General features: G+C 70.4%; 2 protein-coding genes. Both read right to left on the bottom strand.

What is annotated here, in order from left to right; all coding sequences use genetic code 11:
* Positions 1–116: 116 nt before the first annotated feature.
* Positions 117–1,142: an alpha/beta hydrolase gene (locus NM1_RS16540; RefSeq protein ID WP_373864047.1), complete on the bottom strand. Its 1,026-nt coding sequence runs from the start codon at positions 1,140–1,142 to the stop codon at positions 117–119.
* A gap of 199 nt (positions 1,143–1,341) precedes the next feature.
* Positions 1,342–15,570, bottom strand: coding sequence for a non-ribosomal peptide synthetase (locus NM1_RS44025; protein ID WP_444980089.1), 14,229 nt, complete (start codon positions 15,568–15,570; stop codon positions 1,342–1,344).
* Positions 15,571–15,674: the final 104 nt, after the last annotated feature.

Here is a 15,674-nt window from a genome sequence, read left to right as displayed (position 1 = left end):
CGATCGCCCCTAGGCGATCGGGCGCAGGGTCAGGAAGTCGCGGCGACAGGTGATGGCGGGGAACGACGAAGGCCGCAGCCCGGAGGCTGCGGCCTTGTCTCGAGGCTCGGGCGGGATTACACGCCCAGGCCGCGGGCGAGGACCGGCCACGAGTCGATGAAGTCGTCGTGCCAGTAGCCCCAGGAGTGGGTGCCCGAGTTGCGGAAGTTGTAGGTCGCGGGGATGCCGAGGCCGTCCAGCTTCGTCTTCAGCTGCTGGGTGCAGTAGTTGGTGCCGGCCTCGATGACGCCGCCGATCAGGATCTGGTTGCCCAGGCCGTAGGCGCCGGGCAGCGCGTAGGGGCCGTTCATGGTGTCGTGCATGCCGGGCAGGCCGTTGCCGGTGGAGACGTACATGTCCAGGCCGCGCAGCTGGTCCGCGTGCACGTACGGGTCGTTCTCGACCCAGGCCGGGCCGTTGTCCGGGCCGTACATGTTCTCGACGTCGCCGCCGCCCCACGTGTTGACCGTGAGCTTCACGAATTCACGGCCGGTCGGGTCGCTGGTCATCGCGCAGCCGGAGTAGGCGGCGACGGCCTTGTACAGGCCCGGCTTGTGAATCGGCAGGTTCAGCACGGTGGTGCCCGAGGTGGACAGGCCCGCAACGGCATTCACGCCGTTGGTGCCCAGCGCGCCGTCGATCAGCGGGGGCAGTTCCTCGGTGAAGAACGTCGTCCACTTGTTGCGGCCCAGCGTCGGGTCGTCCTTGATCCAGTCGGTGTAGTAGCTCCACTTGCCACCGATCGGCTGCACCACGTTGACGTTCTTGTCGCCGAGGAAGCCGTTGACGATATCGGTCTTGCGCTGCCACGAGGCATCGTCCTGGCCGCCGCCCGCGCCGTTGAGCAGGTAGAGCGTCGGCCGCGGCTCCGAGGTGTCGGCCGGGCGCTGCACATCGACCGGGAAGGTCTGGTCCATCGCGGCCGAGTACACGTACAGCCGGATGCTGCGGTCGTCCTTGTAGGTCGCCTTGGAGATATAGGACCCGTCGGGCGCCTTCGGATCGCCCAGCAGGGTCTTCGAGGCGATGATCGGGTCTTCCGCCGAGGCGGTGGGTGCGCCGACTCCGGCAACAACGCCAGCGAGAACTCCGGTGGCCGCAATTGCGGCGGCGGCACGCAGACCGCTACGCCGGAAGTGTCGACGAATCAATGTTTACACCTTCGCTATCTGATCGATTTTCGGTCCAGCGATTCCCGTCGGCGCCCCGTGCCGACACCCGTGGGCCGGTCGGCGCCGCGCCCGACCCTACGGCCTTTCTAGTCGTCCGACCAGAGGACATCGTTACGTCACGACCGCCTCATCATGCCCGATCCGTGTCCGCCGCAGCGTCATCGGCCCCGGTCGAGAGCAGAATTCTCAGTCGCGGGCCGATTTGTGCCAGGGCCTGCGGGGTGGTCATCTCCTCGTGCACGGCGTTCACCGGGTAGTCGGCGATCTCACCGTCGACGTAGGGGTACCAGTTCTCGGCGCCGGACGGGCGGCCCTGCGCCGAGAAGTAGTCGACCCGGCCGCGGAACACCGCCGGGCGATGCTCGACGATCAGCTCGGCCGAGCGGACGGCGCCGCGATAGATGCGGCGCAGCCGTTCCGGGGTGAGCGCGGCCAGCTCCGGCGGGATGGCGGCGTGCAGGGTGGCCAGCGCCTCGTCGTCGAGGTCGTAGACGTCGCGGTGGGTTTCCGCGGAGCCGTCGCCGATCAGCGCCTCGGCGCCGATCCCGATCTCGGCCAGGACCTCGCGGATCGCGGCGCCGAAATCGGTCAGGTCGATGTCGAGGCGGCTGTCGAGCATGGCCAGGAGTTCCACCCGCTCGCCGTCGGCCTGCAGCACGGCGGCGATCTCGTGCGCCAGCACGCCGCCGAGCGACCAGCCCAGCAGGTGGTACGGGCCGTGCGGCCGGACCCGCCGTATTTCGTCGACATAGCGAGCGGCCATGTCCCGCACGGACTCCGGCAGGGCACCGTCCTCCGTCAGCACGGGCGACTGCAGGCCGAGGATCGGCCGGTCGCCGGCGAAACGCACCAATCCGGCGTAGCACCAGGCCAATCCGTACATCGGATGGATACAGAACAGCGGGGCGCCCGCGCCGTCGGCGCGGATCGGCAGCAGTACCTCGAGGGCGGCGTCGGCGGCCGGGGCGGCGTCCTGCGCAGCCAGGATGCGCTGTGCCAGTCCCGCGACGGTGGATCCGGTGAAGAACCACTGCACCCGCACCTCGGCGCCGGTGGCCGCGCGCAGGCGGCCGACGGCACGGGTGGCGCTGAGCGAATTGCCGCCCAGCTCGAAGAAGTCGTCGTCCAGGCCGACCTGCGCAATCCCCAGGACCTCGCCGAATACGTCGGCGACGGCCTGTTGCAGCGGCGTCGACGGGGCTCGGTACGGGCGGGCGGCGAGCCGCGGCATCGGCAGCGCCGCGCGGTCCAGCTTGCCGCTGGCGTTGAGCGGCAGCTCGTCGAGCACCACCAGCGCGGCCGGAATCATGTAGCCGGGCAGCGACTCCCGCGCATGCTCGAACAGCGCGGCCTCATCGATACTCTCGGCAGCGGGTACGACGTGCGCGACGAGGCGGTCGCCGGAACCACCGCGCACCAGCGAGACCACCGCATGCCGCACACTCGCGTGCCCCGCGAGCACAGCCTCGATCTCACCCAGCTCGATGCGCTGGCCGCGCAGCTTGATCTGGAAGTCGCTGCGGCCCAGGTACTCCAGGGCACCGGCTTCGGGACCGGCCGCTGGATCGGCCACCCAGCGGACGATATCGCCCGTCCGGTACAGGCGTTCGCCGCCCTCGTGCGCCACGAACCGCTCGGCGGTCAGGGCGGGCGCACCGAGGTAGCCGCGGGCCAGCTGCACCCCGGCCACGTACAGTTCGCCCGGCGCTCCCGGCGGCACCGGCCGCAGGTGGCGGTCCAGCACGTGCACCCGGGTGTTGGCGACCGGCGCGCCGATCGGAACGGCCACGGCGGCAGCGCGATTCGCCGGATGGGCGGTGACGACGGTGGCCTCGGCCGGGCCGTACCAGTTCACCAGCTCGGCGTGCTCGAGCAGTGCCGCACAGGTTGTCGCGGTCTCGCCCGACAGCGCCTCGCCCGCGGCGAACACTCGCCGCAGCGACGGATACCCCTGGGCAACAGCGGGGTTCGCGTCCGGGTCCAGGAACGTGTCCAGCATCGACGGCACGAAATGCACGGTGCTGACCGACCGCTCGTCGATCAGCCGGGACAGGTAGGCCGGGTCGCGGTGGCCGCCGGGTTCGGCGATCACGAGCGCCGCCCCGGTCTGCAGCGGCCAGAACAGCTCCCAGGTGGAGATGTCGAAGGTGATCGGGGTCTTGTGCAGCACCACGTCGCCGGTGTCGTGCGGATAGGTGCGCTGCGCCCAGCGGAATTGGTGGGCCATCTGGCGGTGCGTGGTCGCCACGCCCTTCGGCCGCCCGGTGGAGCCGGAGGTGTAGATGGTGTAGGCGATGCCGTCCGGGCGAACCGCCGGGAATTCCCACATCGCGTCGACGCCGGGCAGATACAGCCCGTCCACCTCGACGATCGTTGTGGCCGTACCGGTTTCGAAGGCGTCGCGGCTGGTGGTCAGGACGCACACCGGATCGGCGTGGTTCAGCACGAATTCATTGCGTTCGGCCGGATGATCGGGATCGACCGGGACGTAGCCGCCACCGGCCCGCAGCACGGCGTAGACGGCGATGACGAGGTCGAGGGAGCGCCGCATGGCCACGGCCACCAGCGTTTCCGGTTCGACACCGCGCTCGATCAGGTTCCGGGCCAGCGCCCGGGAGCGGGTGTCCAGCTCGCGGTAGGTCAGCGTTTCGTCGCCGAAGTGCAGCGCCGGAGCATGGGGTGTCCGGGCTACCTGGGCGTCGAACAGCGACAGCAGCGTCGAGTCGTCCAGCAGGTCGGGCGACGCCGTGGCATTGCGGGCGTCCAGGGCGCCCCGCTCGCCGGCGAGCAGCGCATCCACGGCGGCGACACGGGCCTGCGGAGCGAACGCGAAGTGGCCGATGAGCATCGAAAGCCGTTGTGCCAGCGCCTCGGCGGCCGATTCGTCGAAGACGTCGCGCAGGTACTGCAGCGAGATCCGCAGCCGATCGTCCAGCGAGGCCAGCACGGTCACCGGATAGTGCGTGCCGGTGATCGAGCCGATGCCGGTGACGCGCATGCCGTCGATGGAACTCGCCCGGTCCAGCGCCACGCGATCGATCGGGTACGACTCGAATACCACCAGCGAGTCGAAAAGTCCCTCCACCCCGAGGGTTTCCTGAATATCGCTCAGGCCCAGATAGTGGACGTCGAGCAGGTCGGCCTGCTCGGCCTGCAGCCGATGCAGCAGCGCGCCCAGGGTCTCGGTGGGATCCAGGCGCACGCGGACCGGGATCGCGTTGACGAACAGGCCCACCATCGTTTCGACGCCGGGCAGCACGGGCGGGCGGCCCGAGACCGTGGCGCCGAAGACCACGTCGTCGCGATCGATGCTGCGGCCGATCAGCAGTCCCCACGCCGCCTGCACCACCGTATTCACGGTGACGCCGAGGTCCGCCGCCAGCCGGGTCAGCTCCGCGGTGTCGGCGATCGACAGCTCGAAGCCGGTTTCGCCGGTGCCGGAGGCGATTTCACGGCCCGGATCGACCGGGGCCAGCGGGGTCGGCTCGGTGACCCCGGCCAGCGCCCGCCGCCAGGTCTCGCGGGCGGCGCCCGGGTCCTGGGCGACGAGCCACCTCAGGTACTCGGCGTAGGAGCGGACCGGGCCCAGGTGTTCGGACCGCGGGCCGAGCGCGTACAGGGTCAGCAGGTCCTGCATGAGCAGCGGTGTCGACCAGCCGTCGATGAGGATGTGGTGGCTGGTGACGAGCAGCTGATAGGACTCGTGCTCGATGCGGATCAGGGTGAAGCGCAGCAGCGGCGCCGTGCGCATATCGAAGCCGTCGGCATAGTCGGTGTACTCGATCCGGGCCAGCTCCGCCTCCAGCGCCTCGTCGTCGAGGTCACCGAGATCGACGGTGCGCCAAGGCACCTCGACCCGATCGAGGACCACCTGCACCGGCTTGCCGTCGGCATCCTCGGCGAAGGCCACCCGCAGGTTGGCGTGCCGATCCAGCACGGCCTGCGCGGCCTCGCGCAGCCGCGGGCCGTCCACCGCACCGGCCAGATCGACAGTGAACTGGGTGGTGTAGGCGTCGACCGAGGCGTCGGCGAGCAGGGCGTGGAACAGCATTCCCGACTGCAGCGGGGTCACCGGCCAGACGTCGGACAGGTCCGGATAGCCGCGGTGCAGCCGGTCGATATCGGCCTGCGCCAACCGAACCAGCGGGAAATCGGACGGTGTGAACCCGCCCGCGGGGGCGCGGGTGCCGTGCTCGGCCAGGCCGCCCAGCGCCCGCACCCAGTGTCCGGCAAGCTCTTTCACCTGCTCGACGGCCAGTGCGGCGGCCGCGTAGTCGAATCGGGCCAGCAGTCCGTCGGCGGTGGCCTCGACGGTGATGTCGAGAAGCAGATCGGGGGCCGCGATATCCGGGAGGGCGCGGGCGGGCCGCAGGTCCCGGTACCGGAACGCGGTGCGGCCCTGGGCGAGTGCGGCCAGTTCGGCGGCCGCACCGGGGTTCAGGTAGCGCAGCAGTCCGTAGCCGACACCCTGTGCGGGGACGTCCCGGCGCTGCTCCTTGATCCGGGCGATCACGCTCCCCGCGGCGGGCCCGCCGAGCAGGGCGTCGTCCACATCGATGCCGTCCAGCCCCAGCACGAACGGGTGCGCGGCGGTGAATCCGCCGACGGCGGTGGCGGACTCGGGCTCGGCGAGCACGCGACCGTCGGCGAACAACTGCACCACCGGGCCGAGAACATCGGCGGCCGAGGCGCCCTCGATCGTGCGCGGGAGCAGCGGGGTGCCCTCGTCATCGGTCCGATCGCCCGCCCGCTGCCTGCGACCGGGCTCCAGGGCCAGCGCCAAAGCGGCGAGCAGCACGTCCTCGAGCGGAGCGCGATAGGCCGACGCCACGGCGGCCACCGCGGCGGCGCCCTCGCCGGTGATCGTCAGCGATACCCGGCCGCGCGCGGTCAGGTCCATGCCGTCCAGTGCGGTTTCGCCCGGCACGTCGGACAGGGTCCGCTGCCACCAATCGATTTCGTCCACGGTGGCGGGTTCGGTCGCGCGGGCGGCCAGCGCGCGGGCCACGCTCGCCGCACCGGCGTCCGGCGCCGCAGGGGCGGTGTGATCGCCGGACCACGCGGCGGACAGTTCGTCGATGATCGTGCACCAGGAGGTGTCGTCGACGACCAGGCCGTTCGCCACGATCACCAGGCCGTTCGGAATATCCTGTGTCGCATCGGCTTCGGTGGGATCGGTCGGCGCGATCAGGCCGAACGCCATGTTGCGTCCCGCCGTCGGATCCAGGTCGGCGGACAGCGCGCGCACGGCGACCTCGGTGGCGTTCGCGGACGGCACGAATTGCCGCAGCGAAACCTCGGGCACCGCATCGGGGACGACCAGGCATCGGGCGAGCGCGTCCACCGGCGCCGCCGACCCCGCACCCGGGTCCCGCTCCCCCGGTTCGTTCCGGGTCGCGAGGACGGGAAGGAATTCGGTGGCCGCCTCGAATGCGGTGCCCGTCAGGAACTCCGGGCCGCCGCCCGCCGTCGCGACGGGCAGGAACTCCGTCGGAGGATCGGCCCAGGTGTCGAGGTCCACCTCGGTCTCCCCGGCGGCCGCGTAGGCGGGGATCTGCACGCCCACCGGCGGGCCGAACGGGCTCCCCGCCGTGGCGGTCGCGAGAGCCGCTCCGGGAAGTTCTGCACCGTCGGCGGTTTCGAGACTCGCGGACAGCATCGGGTGCCGGTCCAGCACGGCCTGCACGGCGGCGCGGACCCGGTCCGGTTCGCTGTCGGCGGGAAGGTCCACGACGATGGCGCGGCGATCACCACCCGTGGGATCGCCCTGCAGCAGCCGAACCGCCATCGGAGGCAACGGAACCGGGCCGGTCAGCGGTTCTTCCGCGGCGACCGGCGCCACGGTGGCGACCGCGGCCAGCGCCTCGACGGTCCGGAATCCGAAGACGTCGCGCGGCGTGAACGTCACCCCCCGCGCATGCGCCCGCGACACCAGCTGGATCGACATGATGCTGTCGCCGCCGAGGGCGAAGAAGTCGTCGTCCAGGCCGACCCGGTCCAGGCCGAGTATCTCGCCGACCACCTCGGCGATCACCTGTTCGGCCGGCGTCTGCGCGGGCCGGTACGCCGTGACCTCCGGGGCCGGTTCGGGCAGCGCCCGGCGATCGAGCTTGCCGTTGGTGTTGAGCGGCAACGCATCCAGCACCACGAACGCGGCGGGAATCATGTAGTTGGGCAGCGCGCCGCCCAGCGCCGACTTCACTCGTGTCGTATCGATGTCACCGGCCGCGGGGACCACGTAGGCCACCAGCCGGGCACCGGCCCGCCGATCCTCCCGGGCGAGCACCGCGGCCTGCGCGACCTCGGGCAACGCCAGCAGCGCGGCCTCGATCTCCCCGAGTTCGATCCGGAATCCGCGGACCTTCACCTGGAAGTCCGTGCGGCCCCGGTACTCCAGCTCGCCCGCCGCGTTCCGCGCCGCCAGGTCGCCGGTGCGATACATGCGCCCGCCACCGGCCCCCCTATCCGCGAAGGGGTCGGCGACGAAACGGTCCGCGGTCAGGTCCGGGCGGCCGAGATAGCCGCGCGCCAGCTGCACGCCCGCCAGATACAACTCGCCGGTGACGCCCGCCGGGACCGGGTGCAGCCGCGAATCCAGCACGTACACCTGGGAATTCCACTCCGGCACGCCGATCGGCACCGACGCCTGATCGGCATCGGTCACCCGGTGGCTGGTGATCGAGACCGCGGCCTCGGTCGGGCCGTAGAGGTTGAACAGATCCACGTCCGGATGAGTGGTCCGGAATCGCTGCGCCAGCGCGGCGGGCAGCGCCTCGCCGATCGCGAGCACGCGCCGCAGGGCGTTCGGGGCGCGGCCGTCCCCGCGCGCGGAGGCCTCGGTGAGCAGCGTGTCCAGCATCGACGGGACCACGTGCAGGGTGGTCACGTTCTCGCGGGCCAGCAGACCGTTCAGATAGGCGGGATCGCGGTGACTGTCCGGCATCGAGATCACCAGTCGGCCACCCGAGACCGCGGCGGACCAGAACTCCCACACCGACAGGTCGAAGGTCGCGGCGGTTTTCAGCAGCACCGCGTCATCGACGCCCAGGCCGAATTCGGCCGTCTTCCACAGCAACTGATTGACGACCGCCGCGTGCGGAACCGCCACGCCCTTCGGTCGGCCCGTCGAACCCGAGGTGAAGATGACGTAGGCCGTGTGCTCCGGGCGCAGTGGCGCAATGCGATCCGCGTCGGTCACGGGCGCATCCGACAGGTCCGACAGATCGAGGCGGTCGAGCAGTATCGGACCGCCCGTCGTGGACGCGCTTCCCCTCGTTCCGGCGGACGTGCCACCCGTCATTCCAGCGGATGCACCTCCCGTCATTCCGGCGGATGCCGGAACCGCACCTCGGCGCGGAAGCCCCGACTCGATCCCGGCGTCCGCCGGGAGGACGGGTGAATCCGCAGGGGTGTGGGGTGAATCCGCGGAGATGGCAGGGGAGTTCGCTGCAGCGACGGCGGCGTTACCCGAATCCGATTGGGCGACAGCGAAAGCCGGGATGGATTCGGAGCGACCGCGCCAGTCGAGAGTCCCACCGTTCCCGGCCGGAACCGGATGGGACGCCGCGACGGCGGGCTCGGCGGAGGTCGAGCGCCCGGCCCCGACCAGCCACCCGAGGGCGCCGTTGGTGAGCACGCACACGGGGTCGGCGGTCCGCAGGATGTAGTCGATGCGGTCGGCGGGCTGATCCGGATCGATCGGAACGTACGCACCGCCCGCCTTGGCGACCGCGTACATCGCCACCACCAGATCCACCGAACGCGGCAAGGCCAGCGCCACCCGCGACTCGGGACCGACGCCCTGCGAGATCAGATGTCGCGCAAGGCGGTTCACCCGGGCATCGAGTTCGGCGTAGCTGAGCTGGTCGCGTCCGGTCTCGGCGTCCGGCAGGTCCGCCACCAGCGCCACCGCCCCGGGTGCGGCCGCGACCGAGCGGTCCAGCAGCGACACCAGCGTCGCCACGTCGCCCACGGGATGCGCGGTGCCGCTGCGCCCGGCGAACTCCGGAGTGCGCTCGGCCGGGGTGAGAATCTCGATGTCCCCCACCGGTTTCGCGCCGTCCACGATCACCGCGGAAAGGATGCGCGACAGCCGGTCCGCGAAGCTCGCCACCGTCGCCGCGTCGAAAAGATCCGTGGCATAGGTGAAATACCCGCCGATACCGGCGGGGTGGCCGTCCTCGTCGTACCCGTCGGCGATGATCAGGTGCAGATCGAACTGCGACACATTGAGATCCGCGGGCACCCCGTCCACGCTCAGCCCGGGCAGCTCCAGCGCGGTGCGCGCCAGATTCTGGAACGACAACCCGACCTGGAACAGCGGATGATGTGCCGTGGACCGCGGCGGATTCAGTACCTCCACCAACCGCTCGAACGGAATATCGGCGTTCGCGAAGGCCTGCAGGTCCGTCTCCCGCTGCCGCGCAAGCAGATCCGCGAACGACTCGCCACGATCCAGCCGCGTCCGGAACACCACCGTGTTCACGAACATCCCGATCAGATCATCGAGTTCCGCCTCGCCACGGCCCGCGACCGGCGTGCCCACCGCGACGTCGTCGCTCCCGGACAGCCGCGCCAGCAGCACCGCCAGCGCGGTGTGCACAACCATGAACAGGGTCGCGCCGTGCGCACGCGCCAACTCGCTCAGCCCGTGGTGCGTGGCGGCGTCGATGCGGAAGTCGACCCGGCCACCCCGCAGGGTGGCGACCGCGGGCCGCGGCCGGTCGGTCGGCAGCTCCAGCAGATCCGGCAGCCCGGCCAGCTCCCGGCGCCAATACGCGATCTGCTGCGCCGCAATGGAACCCGGATCCGATTCCACGCCCAGCACCGCACGCTGCCACACCGCGTAGTCGGCGTACTGCACCGGCAGCGGCGCCCATTCCGGCGCGGCGCCCGAGGTCCGCGCCGCGTAGGCGGTCATCACGTCCCGCACCAGCGGGCCCATCGACGATCCGTCCGCCGCGATGTGGTGCACCACGACGGCCAGCACGTACTTGCGCGAACCCGGCAGACCCGCGATATCGAACAGCCGCACTCGGATCGGCACCTCGGCGGTCACGTCGAACGGGGTCTGGGCGAGTTCGTACACCGCCGCCACGATGTCGGCGGCCGCCACCTCCTCGGGCGTCACGCCGAGCCGCGAATCGGCGGGAAGCACCACCTGCACCGGGCCCTCCGGCGTCTCCGGGTAGACGGTGCGCAATACCTCGTGCCGCGCCACCACGTCGTCCAGTGCCTCCGACAGCGCCCGCACATCCAGCTCACCGGTCAATCGCAGTGCGAAGGGCAGGTTGTACGCCGACAATCCGGCCGTCGCCGCGCCGTCCGCCTGATCGAAGCGGTTGAGGAACCACATCCGCTGCTGCGCGAGCGACAGCGGCAGCGGCTCCGGGCGGGTCAGGGTGCCCAGCTCCACGCTGTGCCGGGTGTGGGCCTGCGATTCCACGGTGGCGGCCAGAGCGGCGACCGCCGGGGTCTCGAACAGCGCCCGCACCGGCACGCGGCCGCCGATGGCGGCGCCCAACCGGGCCACCACCTGGGTGGCGATCAGCGAGTTGCCGCCGAGGGCGAAGAAGTCGTCGTCGGCGCCGACGCGTTCGAGGCCGAGTACGTCGCCGTAGATTCCGGCGACGATCTCCTCGACCGGCGTTGCGGGAGCCCGGAATTCGCGACCGGTGTAGGTCGGTTCGGGCAGCGCCCTGCGGTCGAGCTTGCCGCTGGCGTTCAGCGGGAAGGCGTCGAGCGCCACCACGGTCGCCGGAACCATGTACGCCGGAAGGGTGTCCGCGAGCGTGGACCGGAGCCACTCCGGATCGATCTCGTTGCCCGGTGTCGGTACGGCATAGGCGACCAGCTGGTCCCCCAGCGCCGAACCCCTCACCAGCGCCACCGCCTGGCTCACCATTGGCAGTGCCAGCAGCGCCGCCTCGATCTCGCCCAGCTCGATCCGCTGCCCGCGGAACTTCACCTGAAAATCCGTGCGCCCCACATACTCCAACCGTGCGGGCAGCTCCCCCTCGGCACCGCGCCACACCACGAGGTCGCCGGTGCGATACATCCGGCCGCCTCCGGCTCCGCCCGCGCCTTCTGCGGCTCCGCCCGCGCCAATATTCCCGAAGGGATTGGCGACGAACCGATCCGCCGTCAGGTCGGGGCGGCGCACGTAACCGCGCGCGAGCTGATCACCGGCCAGGTACAGCTCGCCCGGGACCCCGGCGGGCACCGGATGCAGTCTGCCGTCGAGCACGTAGACCTGGGTGTTCCACTGCGGCAGCCCGATCGGCACACTCGGCCGCTCCGTCCCCTGCACCGGCCAGTAGGTCACCGAGACCGCGGCCTCGGTCGGGCCGTACAGGTTGTGCACCCGCGCATCCGAGACCGCACGCACCGCGTCCACCGTCTCCGGCGGCAACGCCTCACCGATCACGAAGATGTCCTGCAGCGTCGGGCAGGTTCCGGCCGCGGTGTGCGCGGCGAAGACGGAAAGCATCGACGGGACGAAGTCGGTAACCGTAACACCCTGTGCGGCAATGGTTTCCGCGACATAGACCGGATCTCGGTGCCCGTCGTGGGTGCCGATCACGAGCTGTGCGCCGGTGCGCAGCGGGAGGAAGTAGCCCCACAGCGACACGTCGAACGTCGTCGCGGTCTTCTGCAGATACACGTCGCCGGTGCCGAGCGGGTAGGCGGCGAGCATCCAGGTGATCTGGTTGTGGATGGCCGCATGCGAGACGGCCACGCCCTTCGGGCGACCGGTGGAGCCGGATGTGAATATCACGTAGGCGGGGTGCTCGGGACGCAGCGGGCGCAGCAGTTCCCCGGGCCGTACCGGGGTGGGGTCGAAGCCGCCGAGATCCATGGTGTCCAGGCGCAGCACCGTCGTTTCGACCGGTACCGCAACGGCGTCGGCGACCGTGGTCACGACGCACGCGGGACGGGCGGTGCCGAGAATGTGGGCGATCCGCTCGGCCGGATGGTCGGGATCCAGCGGGACGTACGCGCCGCCCGCGGTGACGATCGCGTACATGCCCACGACCAGATCCAGCGACCGTCGAATCGCCAGCCCGACCAGCGATTCGGGGCCTACCTCGCGCGAAATCAGCAGCCGTGCCAGCCGATTCACCCGGGCGTCGAATTCGGCGTAGGTCAGTTCGGCGCCCTCGTAGGACACCGCGACCACATCCGGATACTGCTCGACCGCGCGCCGGTAGCCGTCGAGGAGCAGCTCCGGCGCGATCGGGTAGCGGGTGTCGTTCCAGTCCCGCAGGATTCGCGCGCGCTCGTCGGAGCGCAGCAGGTCGATGTCGCCGACGGGGCGATCCGGAGCGGCGGTGACCGCGTCCAGGATCCGCGTCAGGCGGTCGGCGAATCCGGCTATCGTCGACTCGTCGAAAAGATCTGCGGCATAGGTGAACTGGGCCGCCAGGCCGCCGCGCTCGTCGCGCGGGACGATCGTCAGCTGCAGGTCGAATTTGGCGACCGCACCGTCGAACTCGACCGCGGCGGCGCTGAGTCCGGGCAGTTGCAGTCGCGGCTTGTCCATGTTCTGGAAGAACAACGCCACCTGAAACAACGGATGATGCGCCTGCGAACGCACCGGATCCAACACCTCGACCAACCGCTCGAACGGCAACTCCGCATGCGAAAACGCACCCAGATCCGTCTCCCGCACCACAGCAACCAAATCCACGAACGACACCGACGAATCCACCCGCGTCCGCAACACCAACGTATTGACGAACATCCCGATCAAATCGTCCAGCTCACGCTCACCACGACCCGCCACCGGCGTCCCCACGGCGATATCGTCGGTCCCGGAAAGCCGGGCCAGCAACACGGTCAGCGCCGCGTGCACGACCATGAACAGCGACGCTCCCGAGGCCTGCGCCAGTCCCACCAACCGGGCATGCACCGCGGCATCGATGTCGAACGAGTACAGCCCGCCGAGCCCGGAGGCCACCGCGGGCCGGGGCCGGTCCGCCGGGAGGTCCAGGCGATCGGGCAGTTCCGCGAGAGCCGCACGCCAGTAGGCCAATTGGGTCGCCGCGATCGAATCGGGATCGGCCTCGTCGCCGAGCACCGCCCGCTGCCGCAGCGTGTAGTCGGCGTACTGCACGGGCAGCGGCGACCAGGCGGGTTTGGCGTGATTGCGGCGAGCGAGGAAGGCCACCAGCAGATCTCGCATGAACGGTGCGATGGACGCGCCGTCGGCGGCGATGTGGTGCACCACCACCGCGACCACGTGGTCGCCGGCGCCCAGTCGCGCCACGGCGATCCGCAGCGGCACCTCGGCGGCGACATCGAATCCGCGCAGCGCCAGCTCGGCCAGCCAGCCGGGGATCTCGTTCTCGGCGAGCGACTGCGGCTCCAGGTCCACCACGGTCTCGTCCATCGACAGGACGACCTGGTATCCGGTGCCGTCGACGGCCGGGTAGACCGTGCGCAGGGTCTCGTGCCGCTCGATCACGTCGGCGATCGCGGCCTGCAGCGCGGCCACGTCGAGGCGCCCGGTGAGCCGGATGGCGAACGGGATGTTGTTGGCGGCGGAGTCCGGATCGAACTGGTTGAGGAACCACATCCGCTGCTGCGCGAGCGAGAGCGGGATATTGTCCGGCCGCGGCAGGGGCACCAGGGGCGGCCGCCCGTCCCCACCCTCCAGAGATTCGAGGCGTTGTGCCAGGGCGGCCACGGTGGGCGCCTCGAACAGCAGCCGGGCCGGGACGCGGGCGGAGAGTTGCGCGCCGAGGCGGGCCGCGACCCGGGTGGCGATCAGCGAGTTGCCGCCCAGGTCGAAGAAGTCGTCGTCGGCGCCGATCGGGGTCGCGGGACCGAGCAGCTCGGCGAAGACGGTCGCCACCAGCTCCTCCCGCGCGCCCGACGGCGCCCGGAACTCGCGGGTGTGCAGGACGGGCTCGGGCAGTGCCGACCGGTCCAGCTTGCCGACCGGGGTCAGCGGGATCTCGTCCAGCACCACCAGGGACGTCGGCACCATATGCGACGGCAGGCTGCGACCGGCCGCGGCGACGATCTCGTCGGTGTCGATCGTCGCACCGGGCGCGGCGTGTACGTAGGAGGCGAGAATCGTTGCGCCACCGTCCAGCCGGTGTCCGATCGTGACCGCGAAATCGACCGACTCGTGAGCCGCCAGCACCGCATCGATCTCACCCAGCTCGATCCGGAAGCCACGAATCTTCACCTGAAAATCGTTGCGGCCCAGATACTCCAGATCACCCGACGCCGTCCAGCGCACCAGGTCGCCCGTGCGATACAGCCGGGAACCATGGGGATCGAAGGGATTTGCCACGAATCGCAGTGCGGTCAGGCCGGGTCGTTCGTGGTACCCGCGAGCCAATTGCGCGCCGGTGATGTACAACTCGCCGACGGCACCGTTCGTCACAGGTGCCAGCCGTTCATCGAGCACGTACTCGGTAACCCCGCGAATGGGCCCGCCGATGGTGACCGTATCCCCCGCGGCCAGCGGCGAGCTGATATTGGTCATGATCGTGGTCTCGGTCGGACCGTAACCGTTGAAGAACTCCCGGATGCCGTAGTCGACCGGAATCACCCAGCGCCGCACCAGATCCGGCGGACACGCCTCACCACCGGCCACCACCACCCGCAGATCGTCGAGCCCGGCGGGATCGACCGACGCGAGCGCGGCCGGAGTGATGAACGCATGGGTGACCTCCTCCCGGACCATCAGCGCCGCGAGCTCGTCACCCCCGTACACCGACGGCGCGACCACCACCATCGTCGCCGCACCACCCACCGCCAACAACAACTCCAACACCGACGCATCGAACGACGGCGACGCGAAATGCAAAGTCCGAGAATCATTCCCGACCCGATAACGCTCACGCTGCTCATCACAAAAACCCGACAAACCCGCCTGCGTGACGACAACACCCTTCGGCAACCCCGTCGAACCCGACGTATAGATCACATACGCCGGATGCTCGGCACGCAGCGGACGGAGGCGGTCGGCATAGGTGACCGGATCGGCGGGGAACCGCGCGAGTTCCGCGGTGACCTCGGCGGCGTCGATGGCCAGCCATTCCACCTCGCCGGGCAGATCGGCGCGCACCTCGTCGACGGTCAGCCCGAGCACCGCGTGCGCGTCGGCGACCATATGCGCCACGCGCTCGGCGGGGTACTGCGGATCGACCGGCACGAATCCGGCGCCGGCCTTCGCCACCGCCCACACCGCGACCACCGAATCCACCGACCGCGGAATACCGACCGCGACCAGATCCTCCGGCCCCACCCCACGCTCGATCAACAAACGAGCCAACCGCGTCGACCGCTCATCCAGCTCCGCGTAACTCAACTCCGCCAGCGTCGCCGACGCATCGGCGAACACCACGGCGGTAGCGGTCGGGTCGACCTCCACGGCGGTCGCCAGCAGCTGAGGCAGCGTCGTGACGCGCGGACGGCGGGTGCGGACCGGGCGAACTCGGGCCGGGC

It is taken from the genome of Nocardia mexicana NBRC 108244, from assembly GCF_001613165.1.
GTDB classification, from domain to species: Bacteria; Actinomycetota; Actinomycetes; order Mycobacteriales; family Mycobacteriaceae; genus Nocardia; species Nocardia mexicana.
This window is presented reverse-complemented; position numbering and strand designations above follow the sequence as displayed.